Annotated in this window: 13 protein-coding genes; 2 read left to right on the top strand and 11 right to left on the bottom strand. The window is 42.6% G+C overall.

The window, feature by feature from the left end:
* Positions 1-81: 81 nt before the first annotated feature.
* The 9 genes from G610_RS0118790 to G610_RS0118750 all read right to left on the bottom strand — a co-directional run bounded on the left by G610_RS0118790 (position 82) and on the right by G610_RS0118750 (position 10,518).
* Entirely contained in the window at positions 82-1,509 is a 1,428-nt protein-coding gene (locus G610_RS0118790) for a carbon starvation CstA family protein (RefSeq protein ID WP_026525985.1), read from the bottom strand.
* Positions 1,510-1,747: 238 nt separating this feature from the next.
* Positions 1,748-2,680 carry an alpha/beta hydrolase family protein gene (locus G610_RS0118785; protein ID WP_026525984.1) on the bottom strand — a complete coding sequence of 311 codons (933 nt, stop codon included), beginning with the start codon at positions 2,678-2,680 and terminating at the stop codon, positions 1,748-1,750.
* A 69-nt stretch (positions 2,681-2,749) separates the two neighbouring features.
* A complete protein-coding gene (locus tag G610_RS0118780; RefSeq protein ID WP_026495756.1) occupies positions 2,750-2,947 on the bottom strand; it encodes a PTS ascorbate transporter subunit IIC in 198 nt (65 codons plus the stop codon).
* Positions 2,947-3,984, bottom strand: coding sequence for an SPFH domain-containing protein (locus G610_RS0118775; RefSeq protein ID WP_330367680.1), 1,038 nt, complete (start codon positions 3,982-3,984; stop codon positions 2,947-2,949). The genes G610_RS0118780 and G610_RS0118775 overlap by 1 nt, the downstream gene beginning before the upstream one ends.
* A 215-nt stretch (positions 3,985-4,199) precedes the next feature.
* Positions 4,200-5,561 carry an MATE family efflux transporter gene (locus tag G610_RS0118770; protein ID WP_051198132.1) on the bottom strand — a complete coding sequence of 454 codons (1,362 nt, stop codon included), beginning with the start codon at positions 5,559-5,561 and terminating at the stop codon, positions 4,200-4,202.
* 138 nt (positions 5,562-5,699) lie between these two features.
* Entirely contained in the window at positions 5,700-6,020 is a 321-nt protein-coding gene (locus tag G610_RS23865; protein ID WP_081667626.1) for a PspC domain-containing protein, read from the bottom strand.
* Between the two features lie 156 nt (positions 6,021-6,176).
* Positions 6,177-7,958, bottom strand: coding sequence for a glycoside hydrolase family 13 protein (locus G610_RS0118760; protein ID WP_026525981.1), 1,782 nt, complete (start codon positions 7,956-7,958; stop codon positions 6,177-6,179).
* 138 nt (positions 7,959-8,096) lie between these two features.
* Positions 8,097-9,140 carry a nucleotidyltransferase domain-containing protein gene (locus G610_RS0118755; protein WP_026525980.1) on the bottom strand — a complete coding sequence of 348 codons (1,044 nt, stop codon included), beginning with the start codon at positions 9,138-9,140 and terminating at the stop codon, positions 8,097-8,099.
* Between the two features lie 472 nt (positions 9,141-9,612).
* Positions 9,613-10,518, bottom strand: a complete 906-nt coding sequence (locus G610_RS0118750; protein WP_026525979.1) for a hypothetical protein — start codon at positions 10,516-10,518, stop codon at positions 9,613-9,615.
* Between the two features lie 197 nt (positions 10,519-10,715).
* Here G610_RS0118750 and G610_RS0118745 point away from each other — a divergent pair, with 197 nt between their 5' ends.
* Entirely contained in the window at positions 10,716-11,312 is a 597-nt protein-coding gene (locus G610_RS0118745) for a hypothetical protein (RefSeq protein WP_026525978.1), read from the top strand.
* Here G610_RS0118745 and G610_RS0118740 read toward each other — a convergent pair.
* Positions 11,288-13,471 carry an ATP-dependent helicase gene (locus G610_RS0118740; protein ID WP_026525977.1) on the bottom strand — a complete coding sequence of 728 codons (2,184 nt, stop codon included), beginning with the start codon at positions 13,469-13,471 and terminating at the stop codon, positions 11,288-11,290. The genes G610_RS0118745 and G610_RS0118740 overlap by 25 nt on opposite strands.
* A gap of 143 nt (positions 13,472-13,614) precedes the next feature.
* The gene (locus G610_RS0118735) at positions 13,615-14,871 is read right to left on the bottom strand and encodes a hypothetical protein (protein ID WP_026525976.1); all 1,257 of its coding nucleotides are present in this window, start codon (positions 14,869-14,871) and stop codon (positions 13,615-13,617) included.
* Between the two features lie 352 nt (positions 14,872-15,223).
* Here G610_RS0118735 and G610_RS21710 point away from each other — a divergent pair, with 352 nt between their 5' ends.
* The gene (locus tag G610_RS21710) at positions 15,224-16,237 is read left to right on the top strand and encodes a hypothetical protein (RefSeq protein WP_051198131.1); all 1,014 of its coding nucleotides are present in this window, start codon (positions 15,224-15,226) and stop codon (positions 16,235-16,237) included.
* The last annotated feature ends 11 nt before the right edge of the window (positions 16,238-16,248 follow it).

The raw sequence follows: 16,248 nt of genomic DNA, 5'->3' as shown, positions 1-16,248 counted from the left end.
ACTCCAAAACTTGCATTTTGTCAACCTATCGGGAGTATTGTAAGTCTTACTCAAAGCACTGTGAAATCTCTTTATTTCCCATCATGACTCGCGTTTTTTAGTACTCAAAATAAAGATACCAAGGAAAATAACAGCTGCAATTATTCCTACAGGATATGCCACAACCACTGATAAATTCAGGCATTCCGGTGCGCAGAAGAAATAGGTTACAGAAACCGCCGACATAAATACTGCAGGAACAACTGTAATCAAATAATTACGCTTGTTTTTAAACAGATACATGGATGCTGTCCAAAGAGCTATCATAGCCAGCGTCTGGTTGGACCAGCTAAAATATCTCCACACAACGGTGTAGTTGAGCTGACTGATAAATGCGCCTGCAAGAAGCAGCGGCACACAAAGGATGAGTCTCTTGGAATAGGACTTCTGGTCGATCTTGAACCAGTCTGCGATAACAAGTCTTGCTGAGCGGAAGGCCGTATCACCGGAGGTTATGGGACATGCAATAACGCCAAGCATTGCAAGAACTATTCCAACGCCGCCCATGGTTTTGGTGCAGATATCGTATACACAGGCTGCCTGGCCATTTGAGAGCATCTCAGTAAGTCCTGTGGTGAGACCTCCGGTTTTCTCATAAACTGCACTACCTGCAGCTGCCCAGATAAGAGCTATAATGCCTTCGCTTACCATAGCGCCGTAAAATACCATGTGGCTTTCCTTTTCTGACTTACAGCAGCGAGCCATCAAAGGCGACTGGGTTGCATGGAAGCCGGAAATAGCTCCGCAGGCCACAGATACGAACATCATTGGCCAAATGGGAGTTTTAGAGGGATGAAGATTAGCAAGCTGAATCTCAGGAATTGTATAACCATGGGTAAAAATGCCTATTGCCACGCCGATAGCCATCACTATAAGACAAATGCCGAAAACGGGATAAAGCTTACCTATAATCTTGTCGATTGGAATAAAAGTTGCAATGAAATAGTAGATAAGAATAAGAACAAGCCAGAAGGTAGTGTTTGTAAAAAGCCCTGTTGTGCCCTGATTTCCTATAAGAAGTGAAATAAGCCCTGCAGGTCCGACCGCAAAAACAGTACCTACCATTAAAAGAAGGACTACGCTGAAAATGCGCATAATAGTCTTCATGACATTTCCAAGATACATACCTGTAAGCTCGGAAACGCTGACTCCGTCATGACGCATACTCATAAAGCCCACGGAAAAATCATGAACGCCGCCGGCAAGAATGGTTCCGATTGTAATCCATAAAAACACGGATGTGCCCCACTGAGCTCCCGCAAGAGCACCGTATATGGGTCCAAGTCCCGCAATATTAAGTAACTGAATAAGGAAAAGCTTCCATTTGGGCATCACAACAAAATCAACGCCGTCATTGATCCTGACAGCAGGAGTCTCTCTGTCATCAGGCCCGTAGATTTTCGTGACGATAGCACCGTAAACAAAATAACCTGCAATTAAAACGCCTAAACATACAAAAAAGCTTATCATATTGGTACCCCCCTTCCCGGATACACAAAGCAGTTATTGTAAGTCTGTAGAGGCCATATCAGGTCATCCAGGCTTATTGTTTTTCCATATTCAATTATAACGCGCTATCGCAAAAATGTTTAGTTAAGTTCAAAAAGTCGATATATTTTTTATACATTTTCCCTGTGCCATTACTGCCTGGCCTGCGCAATTACTATCGATTCTGCGAAGGCAGACTGCGCAGAGCCTGCCTTACAGATTATTTCTTCGAATTTATAAAAGCTGCAATGTCATCATAGACATTATCACCGATACGCTGCTCGACCTTGTATTCCTTAGCTGCCATTCCGATATCATTATAGATACCCTTTATGAAAAGATGGTTGAGATCAGCGTAGTAACGGTATTCCACGTTCTTCCTATCCTTTAAAAGCTCTTTAAAGCCTGCAAAATCAACATCTGCAAGAACCTGGAAGTCCATTCCGCCCTGCATTATAAGAGCAGGCTTTTCAGATTCAAGAAGGTAATCAGCGGCGCCTTTTCTACCTGCCTCCTTGAAATACCAAAGTGTTGTACCGCCGGCAAACTTCTTATTTTTCGCCTCTTCATCTGACATTTCATAGAGACCGTCGAATTTTTTAGAAAAAATCTTGTCCTCAAGTTTACCGGCAAACCTCGTAATCGCACTCTTTGAATTTCCTGCCTGTTTAAACTGTCTGATCATGATATCTTCAAGGCGATAAGGTGTTCCGGCCATAAGAATAAGTCCCTTGAAAAGTCCGCACTCCGCATCAATTCTGGGTGCAAGCATAGCTCCCATACTGTGACCCACTATGAAAATATTATCAGGATCAACTGCGGAATGTTCACCAAGAAGCTTTGCTGCAAGGATTGCATCATCAATGGTTTCTTCTTTCATAGTAATGCCCTGCTTTATCATTTTTTTCACATGGACAAAGGATCTCTTGTCGTAGCGAATTGATGCTATTCCACGTTTTGCAAGGCCTTCTGCCAGATCCTTAAAGGGTGTGTTCTTGAAAATCTTTTCATCCATATTGCTGGATCCGGAGCCATGCACGAAAACCACTCCGGGAACCTTCCCTTCTGCTTTTTCAGGAAGTGTTATCATTCCGTTAAGGGGATATTCTGTTCCCTCGCCAACTATTATTTTTTCATTCCTAAATGTATTCATAACCTACCTCATAACTTTTCAGAATCCATCGGCACCGGAACCGATTAGATTCTGACATTTACACACGGATTACTTAATATCAAACTCCGGTGGCTCATCAAGGTGCTGTGATACATATTTTCCGTCCTTTTTCCTCTGCTTAACGCATTCGGTCAAAAGATATTCTATCTGTCCGTTGACTGAGCGGAAGTCATCTTCTGCCCAGGCAGCTATCGCATCGTATAACTTTGCGCTCAGTCTAAGGGGTACCTGCTTTTTTTCTGCCATTAGTACAGGCTTCCTGAGTTAACCACAGGCTGTGCGTCGTGGTTACCACAAAGAACTACAAGGAGATTTGATACCATGGCTGCCTTACGCTCCTCATCAAGTTCCACAAGTTCTTTCTCATTAAGGCGCTCCAGGGCAAGCTCTACCATTCCTACCGCGCCGTCAACGATAAGCTTTCTGGCATCAACTACTGCTGCAGCCTGCTGTCTCTGAAGCATTGCTGCTGCGATTTCAGGAGCATAAGCAAGATATGTGATTCTCGCATCCACGATCTCAATACCTGCATCTGCAACCTTGCTCTGAATCTCTTCCATGATCTTACCTGCAACAACCTCTGTTGATCCGCGAAGACTTCCGTCATCTGCGTTGCCATCACCGGTTGTATCAACGTTCTCAGTTACGTCGTAAGGATAAAGCTTTACAACGTTACGAACTGCGGTGTCACACTGAAGTGAAAGATATTCCTTGTAGTTATCAACTGCGAAAACAGCCTTTGCTGTGTCAGTAACCTTCCACATAACTGCTACAGCTATCTCAACAGGATTACCAAGGATATCATTTACCTTCTGGCGTGAGTTTGAAAGAGTCATCACCTTAAGTGAAATCTTCTTGCTGGCAGGAATCTCAACCTTTCCGCTACTCAGCTCAAGGCTTCCCATGATGCCCTTCTTATTATCAGAAATATCACCGCTCTGTCCCAGCTTGGTGTCTGCCGCAGGGTTAACTGCTGTGCAGAAGGGATTTACGAAATAGAAGCCGTCTTCCTTGATAGTTCCCACATATTTTCCGAAAAGTGTAAGCACCAGAGCTTCACCGGGTTTAAGAACCTTAAGGCCCATGTAGGGGATCCAACCAAGACACAGATAAACAATACTGATTATAAACAGGATATTGTTACCGGCATCGTTCTCATCAAGCCCCATAGCTGTGTGAATAAGAAGTGCTGTGACTGCAGCATATAAAACTGTTGTAATGAAAAGTGCAGCCATTCCGTTTTTGTGTCCACTTAAAACTTTTTCTTTTATATTTGTTGTCATAAATATCACCTCCAGTTGTTATGACAATTATCTAATTGATATCATTATGATATCACATTGATTGAAATAGTAAATTGCTACTTTGGCAAAATAGATATCCCGTTTTTTCTGAAATTGCGCAAGGCGAAACTTATCGATAAAACAGGCTTTCCTGAATATCGCGAAAAAACCGCCCCGGGCTATCTATATCAATAGCTCGGAGCGGTCTGTTTTCTTTAGTCGATCTCTCTTGTAAGATTCTTAACCCATATATGTTTGTTGTAATGCCATCTAAGGAACGGCAGCTTAACTATCTCATCAAGGCACATGATGATGTAGACCACCAGTACCGGTAATTTCAATATGAATGCCGCAATCAGTGAAGCCGGGATTGCAAAGCACCAGGTTGCAAAGAACACGCTGACGGCATCATATTTGGCATCTCCGCCCGCAGGCAGCACGCCGCAGGTAAAAATAGCATTATATGCATAAGCAAACATGTAGAATGCCATGAATATCAGCATTACTACAAGATAATGCTTGGCTGTAGGCGTAAGAACATAGAATATATACACTATAGGTCCTATAATCGCCATCAAAATCGCATTGACGATACCGTTTACAAAGGAAACATCAAAAAATCTGTCTCCATATCTAACAGCTTTATCAAGCTGTCCTGAGCCAAGAAGCTCTCCAACCATAATGCCTGAACCCCCGGCAATACCCTGAGATACGCAGGAAATCAGCTCCTGAGCAACGCTTGTTACAGATGCCGCAGCCGTTGCATCGGATCCAAGATGACCCATTATGATATTGTGCACCGTAATGCTAAGTCCCCAGGAAAGTGCGCTTGCAAGCATAGCAGGAAGTATCGACCAGAGATCCTTCTCAAAATCCTTTGAGAAAAAGGTGAAGCTGCTAACACCAAGCTCTATGGTCTCTTTGCGCTTAGCCCACACAATTACAAAAACAAGGGCGAACAGCTCAACCACAATAGTGGAATAAGCAGATCCATTAGCGCCGAGGGCAGGAACCCCGGCTTTTCCATAAATAAGGAAATAATCCAGCACCATATCGATAGTAACCGTCAGTGCGGAAACAATTACGCTAAGCCTCGCATCCCCCGTAATTTTCATATTCATCAAAAAGCAGCTTGCGATTGCCGCGAAAATATATGAAAAGCTTACAATCCTCAGATATCCGGCGCCTATTGCGATAAGGCTTGCATCTGTTGTGAAAATCTTCATCAAAAATGATGGAAAGCAAAATGCTGCAAGGAAAAATACAAGACTTACTCCCAGCGAATACCTTATAGCCATAGCGAGGAATCTTCCCGCATTTTTATAATCGTTTTTGCCCCAATACTGCGCTATCAGAACACCCGCAGACCCTGTTATGGAGCCTGAAAAAAGTGTCATTATGAAAAAAATCTGATTTGCCAGCGACACTGCTGCAATAGAATCCTGGTTCAGCCTTCCGAGCATAAGTGCATCAGAAGCGCCAACCAAAGCCCCCAATAAAGTCTGTAATCCCAGCGGTACAGCAAGCTTCCTGAGTTTACTGTTAAATTCCGCTTTTTCTGTCCTATCCATATGCATTTTTACTACCCCCGAACCTTGACCTAAGGGGTACCGCTTGTGGTGGATTCCTTAGGTCACAATACTTTCTTCTCTTATCAAAGCATAACAAAAGAGAGCTGATAAAATCAACTCTCTTGGTAGGTATTTAATATTTTGTTATCTGTACATTTCTTCCTTCTCGCCGTTGTTAAGTCTGAATCCGACAGGCTCAGCATCGATATACTCATGCTGCTCGATATTTCTAGGTGTTTCCTTTTTCACCTGATGATTCTCTTCATCATCCGGAACATAATCCGGTCTGTCGCTCATGATAAAAACAAGAAGAATATAGATCCAAATGCTTGTGCCCCAGGCAAAAGCAAGTATGCCCCAGATAAGTCTTATAATAAACGGATCAATTCCGAGATACTCAGCAATTCCGCCGCATACACCACAGATTTTTCTTTCATTGGATTTGTAAAGTCTCTTTTCACTCATGATTACTACCCCTTTTCCTAATACCATTTCTCCGAACGTTTCAGGCGATGACCCTAATTCATGCCTGCCATCTGTCTTTTATATTAAGAGTATACGACGTGAAAAGCAACATATATATGCCTATTACAGCAAAAGATGTGACGTTATTTCTCTTTTTTAGCAGGTTTTAGAAGTGCGAAGTATGAGAATGCCGTTTGCACCAAGGGTTCCGGACTCCAAACTATCTGCCATCCATTTGCGGGAATATAGTACTTCTCCAAAATCACGGACATCTATCTGTACATCCTTTTCCTCGCAGTTAAGATATACCTGGATGCTCTCGTTATCTCCTATTTTTATATAGGAAATAACTCTGTCCTGAGGGATATCGTTAGGAAAATGGAAGTTCCTGCTCTTACAGGACTGGAGCGCTTTTCTCATGGCTATAAGCTTTTTCATCTCACCAAGCTCTGTGTCCTTTTTGCCGGAATCGATCTCATCCCAGGGCATACATCTTCTGCAGTCCGGATCGTAGGTTCCGTCCATGGCAACCTCTGTGCCGTAGTAAATGCAGGGGCTTCCCGGCATTGTGAAAAGAACCGCCAACTGCTGATAGAAAATATCTATGTTGTGACCGGCCTTTTCAAGAAGTCTGTTGGTATCGTGGGAATCCAGCAGATTAAAAAGTACGTCATTAACCTGTGAATAGTACATGGTAAAACAGCGGTTTATGTCATATTCGAAGGTCTCTCTTCCCCTGTTTTTATAAACCCAGAAATCCGCAATAGCTGTGGAAAGCGGGTAATTCATAACAGAATCGTACTCATCTCCGTGAAGCCATGAAATGGAATCATGCCAGATTTCTCCAAGCAGGTAAAAATCATCCTTCATTCGGCCTGTCATGTATCTTAGAGCCTTAAGGAATGAGTGGGAAACCTCATTTCCTACGTCAAATCTCAGGCCATCAATATCAAAGGTCTCAATCCAGAATTTTACTATATCAAGGAGATAGTCCTGAACCGCAGGATTATTGGTATTGAGCTTGGGCATATACTCAGCAAAAGCAAAGGAAAAATATCTTCCGTCTCTTGTGTCCCTGCCCTGCTCGATGGGCCATTTGTTTACCATGTACCAGTCTGCATACTCAGATTCCTGACCCTTGGAAAGAACATCCTGCCACATGGGATGATCTGCGCCTGTGTGATTGAAAACCGCATCCAGCATGACTCTTATGCCTGCTTCGTGAGCTTCATCTACGAGCTTTCTAAGATCATCATTGGTTCCAAAGTGAGGATCCACCTTCTTGTAATCACGAGTGTTGTACTTGTGGTTACTTTTGGATTCAAATATAGGATTTAGGTAAATGCCTGTGATTCCAAGATCCTTAAGATAAGGAATCTTATCCCTGATTCCCCTGATATCACCGCCGTAAAAATCCTTCATGCCAACCTTACCTGTCTGCCAGGGAAGAACATTCTCAGGATCTATGCTCTTATCGCCGTTGCAGAATCTCTCAGGGAAAATCTGATACCACACAGTATCATTGACCCACGCAGGAGTCTTGCACACATCTGCAGGATTCATCCAGGGCATGATGAAGTAAGAAAGCATCTTACCATTCATGTTCATCTCATCCTCTGTTAAAAATCCATCCTCGAAAAGATACATGCACTCATCGCCGCTGTGAATCTCAAAGTAATACTTGCATCTCTTGTACTGTGGACGAAGGGTTGTGGTCCACCAGATGTGATCCTTGAGGCGCTTTTTGAAGTAGATCTCTTCTCTTTTACCGCTCCAGTGCTCACTTCCGCCCATTATTCCGGCATCATAGGGATCTCCCCAGATTATCCAGACTTCATCTATGTCATAGCCTGTTTTGATATTGATTACAAGCTGCTCCGAATCAAGGGGATAGCAATACTGTTCTGACATTCTATGGTAAATTGCACTTAAAATCATAAAACCTCCTAAAATAAGCGCCAGTTCGTGTCTGACTAAGACTTTCGAATCGAATTATATGCTGTGTAATGTTGCTTTTAATTTTACGGAAAACGTTTTCCGTTGCAATCAAACTATACCCTAATCGGGTTATGAATGTCAACATGAAAATTTTAGATAATCTGCTATAAAATCATCTGCGTCTTTATAACGCAGCACATCTAAGCCAATCTTCTTATACTCCTGCCCAAAGCGCTCCAGCTCTGAATCAAACAGCTCAGCGTTATGCTTAAGGTCATCAGCTCTGTAGTCCTCCATCACATTGAACTGCGGAATGTCCAGCTCGCTGCCGATATCGTCCATCATTGACTGAAGACATGCAAGATTCATAAAAGAGCTGAATATATCGCCTCTTTCCATGGCGTCATACATCTTGTTTCTCCAGTTAGAGAAGGACTCCTCGTATGCACCGGCAATGGTTTCCGGCGTTGGTGCTGGCTTCTCTGAAGTGATGGTTGTAAAAGCGACCATTGACTTAAGGAGCTTAGTTGCGGAAGTAATCAATTTTTCTGAACTATCAGCCCGAACGATTCCATCGATATTTTCAGAGAAATTCTCAGGCACCTTCAGACCTTTAAGTTCCTCAAAGACATACTTGCCGCTTCGCTTAAAATATTTGTGATTCCATAGGATTACCGCATCAAAACAAAGGGATATCATAAAGGCTGCGTGTGCTCTCTGCATTCCGATAGAATCAGCAGCAGCCACATATCCATATTCGCGGCTAATCTGATCGCGGATTTCAAATACTTTTCCTATTACAGCATCAGAAGTCAGTACTTCTGCGGCCTTCTGCCTTAGATCCTCAAGGCGCTTTGCAGCAGCTTCATCCCTGGAGTAGACGATCTCTGAATCCATCAGCTTACTGATATGACCGTGACCACATTCCGCATCCCCTTCAAGCATCTCCCAGGATGTGCAATAAACATCATAGCCAATGCCCTCATCCTCCAGAATAAAAGTCTTACTAAACCGGCTGGCATTGTCGTCATCAACAACTATAAGAAGATCCAAATCAGACCTTGAATGCTCCTCCTTCGTGCATACAGAGCCATATATCCCCACCAGCGCAAGGCTGTCAGGGCATACTTTTTTAGCCTTCTCGATTACTGCATCAATTATCTTTTTATGTACTTCTCTCATACCCGACTCCCCCACTGTTTTATTACGTGGAAAATATTGTTTTTCTTTTTTCATCCCCGTAATTTTTAGCCATTTTATCGCCATTCTTACGTGGATGAATCTCATTTCTCTAAGCACCCCCGTAATCCTGAGCCTTTTTTCCGCCAATCTTACGTGGATAAATCACATTTTTCCCATTCATCCCCGTAATCCTGAGCCTTTTTTCCGCCAATCTTACGTGGATAAATCACATTTTCCCATTCATCCCCGTAATCCACTTCACCATTTCCTGATTTTCTTACGTGGATAAATATTGTTTTTCACGATACCCACGTAATTCAAAACAGCAACTGTAAAAAACTAAAAAGCAGCTAATGATTGACCGACCTTCCATAAATCGATTGACCGACCTTCCATAAATCATTTGACACTACCAAAAAATATTAAACCTTATTCCGCATCTGACCTGTCTAGGTTTGACGCTTACTTTAATTCAAAACAAATCCAGCATGCTGTCCAGGTAAATCTCTTCCCTGACTTTTAGCTGATAATCAGGCTTTGTCATATAGTACAGCAAAAACTCCAGGATTATGGCGCTTCCAAGACTTCGCCCCTCAATCTTAAAGTTGGAAAAGCCATCTTTCATATATTCATCTTGTATAGAAGAAATTCCGATAAATCCGGGATTTTTCATGGCTTCTGAAAATGTATAACCCTTATCCGCATCCGGTGATACGCAGATATGGTCTTCTACATTTTCCCCAAGGCTCTTTCTGCTGACATTTTCGTAACAGTTTTTCCTGTCGTAGCAGTCGTACCAACAACATTCATTGCATAAAAACTCAACCTTATCCTTCTGCTCTTTTGTAAGCGCTCTTAACCTGTCATGTTCTTTATTTAGCCTGAAATCCGGCACCACATATTTAAATTCGCTGCGGTTTAGCTCTGCTTCGAACTCATCAAATTCCGTCAGAACCTTGGTGGTTGATGATACAAAGTAAAATCCCGGATATTTCTCACTAATATAGTCCATTAGCAGGTCTGAATGGATTATCACACCGCTTTGAACCGGACCGTTATTCTCTAATAATTCGCAGAGAGCGTTGCATTTTCTGTCCCCTAAATGACTTTCCCTTATAAGAGAATTGCTGAAGGTGAGTCTTGCAGAAATGCCATATTCTTTAATCAAAGCTGCAACGTCCAAGGGGCTCTCATCTCCAAAGCCCACGCGGCCTCCGCCCCAGATACAATCTGCCGGAGCACCATATATGGAGCCTATCTCACACCAGTCGTAGAAATACTCTCTATGCTCCCGGAAAAGCGGCAGGAATCTTCTGTACAGTTCGTAGAACTCGAACAGTCCCGGTAGATGATAATATGCCTTTTTTACAATTTTCATTTCGATCTCTATTCCTTAAACCCGAAAATATACTGATTGGGAATTCTTATTCGTTTACAATTATTATGATATAACAATTATTTATTATCAAAACTTAAAATTTCTCTAAACAATACAAATGTCACGGTTTCGAGCAATTTAGGGATGTATAATCCTAACTATAGAATAATTTTTTCTTATGAGGAGGAAAACAATTTATGAAAGCTAAAATTGCATTTATTTGCGCTCTTTTCTGCGCTGCGTCTCTTGCAGGCTGCAAAACGGAGCACACATCAACAACCACCATGAATTATTCAGTAGAGACAGATGAAGGCACCACTTCTGCTGAATATAAGGTTGAAAACAATAACGGCGAAATAACAACTGAAAGCACAGAAACCAGTACTCCTGCAGAAGCAGAAGACGTGACTGAAGAAGCAGCCGAAACCGATGCCGGTGAAGAATACGATATTCCTGATGCTGTTGTCCAGAAGGCTGAGTGGATTGATCAGCTTCTGTCAGAGCAGTGGGACAGCGATACTACATCGCACAATACAACCTATGATGAAAGCTGGATCTACGTACAGATAGCCGGAACCGGTATTGAAAGCGCTGAAGACGCAGATGCAGAATCATTCACACAGGAAGTAATCCCGAGCTGGTTAGATGCAGTAAACAGCTGGGAAGAAGATTGGGCAGAAGACGATTCAGCCCCTATCCCTGTATGTCTTCAGTACACAAATGACGACATGACTACTGCTCTCTTCACCATCGAGGAGGGCCAAATTACCTACTCTGCTTTTGACGAAGAGTGATCATCTTCACATGTAAGCTTAACCTTAAATGAAATCTGCCTTGGAGTCTCCATCTCATCAAACTGGACAAGGTAAGACTGATCCTCGGTATTTAACTCCAGAATAGTACCCATACCAAGAATCGCATGTCTTACTCTTTGTCCGGGCTCCAGCAGATTCATTTTTTCTGCGCCTTTAAGAAACCTTGATTCATTATCTATATATTTCTGAACAAAGGTCATCATGTTTTCATCCGGTTTCTCCGTGAATTCAAGAAGATTCCTGTCTATATCAAGTATAAATCTGGAAGGATACCTGGGCATTCCTTCAAAATTCATGCCTCCCGCTTCTGAGATAAAGAGCCTTTTCTGGGCTCTGGTCATGGCAACAAAGGCAAGACGCCTCTCTTCCTCCATTCCCTCCAGGGTACGTATTTTTCTCGATGGAAAGATTCCTTCATTCATCCCGCAAAGGAAAACATAGGGGAATTCCAGTCCCTTGGCTGCATGAACAGTCATAAGACGGACCTTGTCCTCCTGCCCTGCGTCCGAATCCGCATTGGTAAAAAGCGCCACATGCTTAAGATAATCCTCAAGCCCCACCTCTTCACCGCAGGTGGTCTCATACTCAAAAACAGACTGCTTAAGCTCAGCCAGGTTATCAAGCCTGTCCTGAGCTCCTTCTGTTCTCAGCATCTCCTCATAGCCGCTCTCATTGAGGATCTTCGAAAGAACCTCCGAAACCGGCAAGCCTTCGTAGCTGTCAGAAAAACGTTCTATGAGATCTATGAATTTAGCAGCCTTTGTTCCGCGCATTATCTCGTGCTCAAGGTTCTCACTAAGGGCCTTATATAATGAACAGTTATTCTCAGCAGCATACTGCTCAAGAAAGCTCATGCGCCTTTTTCCAAGATTCCTCTTGGGTACGTTGGCAACTCTTCTAAAGGAAATATCATCCCTGTATACGATCATTCTGAGATAACAAAGCGCATCCTTTATCTCCATTCGTCCAAAGAACTGCACGCCGGAATAGATGGTGTAGGGTATTTTCTCCTTCAAAAGTCCCTCTTCTATAGTCCTCGTCACATAGTGGGCTCTGTAGAGAATCGTCATGTTTCTGTAAGGGACACCCTGACCCTTAAGCGCAAGAATTTCACCTGTTATCCAATCTGCTTCATCGGCAGTATTAGGCGCAAAATGGCAAAGAACACTCTCTCCATCAGGCAAAGTTGGTAAAAGGTCCTTTTTTATCCTCTGCTTATTAGTATCTATAAGAGAATTCACCGCTGCGAGAATCTGAGGCGTGGAGCGGTAATTGTCATTCATCATAATGGTCTTCACATCAGGAAAATTCTTATCAAAATCCAGCAGGTATTTAACATTAGCCCCTCGCCAGGTGTATATGGTCTGATCGGGATCCCCCACTATGAAAAGATTCTTGTGATAACCTGAAAGAACCTCCATCAGCTCATACTGAAGGCTGTCTATATCCTGAAACTCATCGATCATTATGTACTCAAGCCTCTTTTGCCACTTAAGCTTTATATCCTCATTTTGGCTGAAAATATAGAGTGAAAACTTGATGAGATCGTTGTAATCAAGACCAAAGCACTTTTTCTCCTGATAGAGATATCCGTAAAAAAGAATGTCCTTGACCTCTGTGGCACTGTCATATTTTTCCTTAAGAGTATCAAGTGACATGGTGATCATATCAAGGTAATACTCGGGTTCATTAAAGATCTTGCGTATCTCGAACATATCCCTTGCAGCGCTAAAAGTCATATCTCTAAGAGAAAGCCCCCTTTCCTCGTATATGATCTTCAGCATGTCATCTATGTCTGAGTTATCAAGCACAAGAAAATTCTTGGGATATGAGACAGCATGGGAGTCCTCCTGAAGCACGGATACGCAAAAACCATGGAAAGTATTGATGTATCCTGTGTCATTATCCCCTGTCAGTCTGTGAATTCTCTGTCTCATCTCATTGGCAGATTTATTGGTAAAGGTAACGCAAAGGATGTGCCCGGGCATGATTCCAAGACCGTTCACAAGGTATGCAAATCTATGGGACAGCGCTCTCGTCTTGCCGCTTCCTGCCCCTGCTATCACGCGCACATATCCTTCTGTGGTAGTGACTGCCTGCCTTTGCGCATCATTTAATCTGTCCAGAATCTCCTGCATTAATTTCACCTCTGATAGTCATTTGTTTCCAATATTCTACCAAACAGGCGTTCTGTTTTCAATGATTTATTTGCTATCTCGGGTAGCTATTAACGCAAAAATCGGATGCGCTTTCGCGCATCCGATTTACCTACTTCACTAGCTTATTCTGTTACGTTTGAAAGGGGTGTGAGGCCAAGCTTCTGGTAATAGCTCTCAAGCATTTCCAGTCTGTCGTTGTAGTCTGCCTCAGTCATGGGCTCCCAGTTATCTTCGTTTTCATATGCAACAAACCAGGGATTAGCTTCATCTGTATACTCATCGTACTTAATTCCGTACTGGAAACCAAGCTCTGTGCTGTTGGGATAGATGATATATGAGTAAACACCGTTTTCTGCTGCGCCATTAAAGAAGAAGTTAGCAATTCCGCCGTACTCTTCAGCATAGTAGCCATTTCTTGCTGTTCCGCTTACTACAAGTGCGGGAACCTTGTCTACAACAGTGTAAATATCATAAATAACTGTGGGCTCATCTGTATCTACAATATCGCCGATAAGAAGCTCATCTATACCATCGTTTGTAACATCCCTGTATACAAAACCGATCTTATCTGCAGCTTTATCGCCTTCTGTCTGAGTAAGTGCATAGAACTCAGGGCTGATACCCTCCTGCTCCATTTTGTTTGCATCCCAGCCTTCTTTAATAGCCTGCTGATACTTAGCAAGAACATCGCCGTAGAGATCTTCGCCTCTTGTGCCTGCCTGATAAGCAAATACGCAGCCCTCAGTGCCCTTAATATTCTCGATGATTGCGTCCCTGGCATCCTCGAGCTTTTTGTAGGTCTCAGGCTCATCGTCCGGATTGTTCCAATCCCACTGGATTTCTGAAGGATAGCCTACGCATACATCGCAAACAGCACCTTCTGTATCGGTAATTTCTCCAACCTTTGTATACATTCCGCCGGGAATAAGATTTTGGTCTTTATCTGCTGCTACAGAAAAAACAAATCCGCCGAATCCATCATCAACGCAGCTCTTGTCATAGATGCTCACCATTTCGCCATCAACTGCCGCATAAAAAGTACCTTCAAACTCATCAGGTACTGTCACTGTCATAAGGCTTGTAGAGATTACCTTATCCTCAATATATTCAGGTGTAGGAAAAGCCATCTCATCTTCTGTAGCTTCCTGCTCCTCTGTACTTCCTTCTTCTGTAGCCTTAGAGCTCTCTGTAGCTGCATCTTCTGTCTGATCCTCAGCGCTCTCTTCCTCTGTAGCCTCCTCTGTCTGCTCAACTGATACCTCTGTCTCTGCTGCGGGCTCCTCAGATCCTGCAGTACTTCCGCAACCTGCACAGATTGAAAGGCCCATTACTGCAGCAATTGTTAATGCAACACCGTTTTTTACATTGTTCTTTCTCATTATTTTCCCCTCATTTTAAAACTTTATTTTTTTCTCTGTCCTTGTTACGAATGTAATAATACTTCAAGAATTATCACAAATCTATCACAAAATTGATTTTATCTTCAAAGCCTACTGTCTTATCGTTCAATCGGCACGCATTTTTTAGAAAGTTGTTTTGAACGTCAGATGGCTAAGGCACGGCAGAAGCACTCTCATATTTACCCTTGCGTTTGTGGTTTGGCTGTGCTATTATGATTTCTGCGTCATTCCCGACGCGCCGTAAAGCATTCATGCTTTCGGAATATTCCATTTATTATTGATGCGCGCAAAGATGGATTTAGTTATTAACACAAAGGAGATTTTTATTTTAATGACAATCGAAAATAATAAGCATAAAGACACAGTCTTTAGAATGCTGTATAAAGACAAGCGCAATCTGCTTGAACTTTATAATGCAATAAACCACAGTAATTACGACGATCCTAATGAACTAACGATAACTACCCTTGAAGGTGAGACTTTCCTCCACATGAAAAATGACATCTCTTTCCTTCTGGATTTCGAATTAAACTTGTATGAACACCAATCAAGTCCCTGTCCAAATATTCCTCTTAGAGATCTTCAGTATGTCGCAAGCATCTACAGATCAATCATCCCTTCAGAAAAAACATTTAAAGCTGAAAGGATAATGATCCCTGAGCCAAAATTTATTGTGTTCTACAATGGAACTGTTTCTATGCCGGATGAGGTTACCTACAAGCTTTCTGATATGTTTGAAACAAAGGGTGCAGAACCACAGCTAGAGCTCATTGTGCACCAGTACAACGTAAATGCCGGCCATAACCCTGAGCTGATGCAGGCCTGCAGCACATTAAATCAATATTCCCTTTTTGTTCAAAAAGTGCGAAAATATAGAGAGGAATACATGAGTTCCATCGATGACAGGCTGCAGAATGATTCCGATTTTGATGAAGCTTTGTTCAAAAAGGAAGTCATTCGCAAGGCAGTAAAAAGAGCCATCGATGAATGCATAAAAGAAGACATTCTTAAGGATTTCTTTGTCAAATACAGGAAGGAGGTAATCAAAGTGGGCGTACTTGAATATAGCGCTGAACGTCATCTACAGGTCATTAAGGACGAGGGCTATGCCTTGGGCTGTAGGGACAAGGAAAACGAACTTAGGCCACAGATTGACTCCCTGACTGAAGAGAATGTCTCTCTGGCAAAAAAGAATATCTCTCTGAATGAAGAGAATGTCTCTCTGAATGAAGAGAATGTCTCTCTGAATGAAGAGAATGTCTCTCTGACTAAAGAGAAAGATATTGCCGTTAAGGAAAATGAACGCCTAAAAAAGCTTCTTGAAGAAAATGGTATCAAGTTATGATTGCATGACTT

Origin of the sequence: Butyrivibrio sp. MB2005, assembly GCF_000424285.1 — a bacterium.
In the GTDB taxonomy this organism is placed as follows: Bacteria; Bacillota; Clostridia; order Lachnospirales; family Lachnospiraceae; genus Butyrivibrio.
This window is presented reverse-complemented; position numbering and strand designations above follow the sequence as displayed.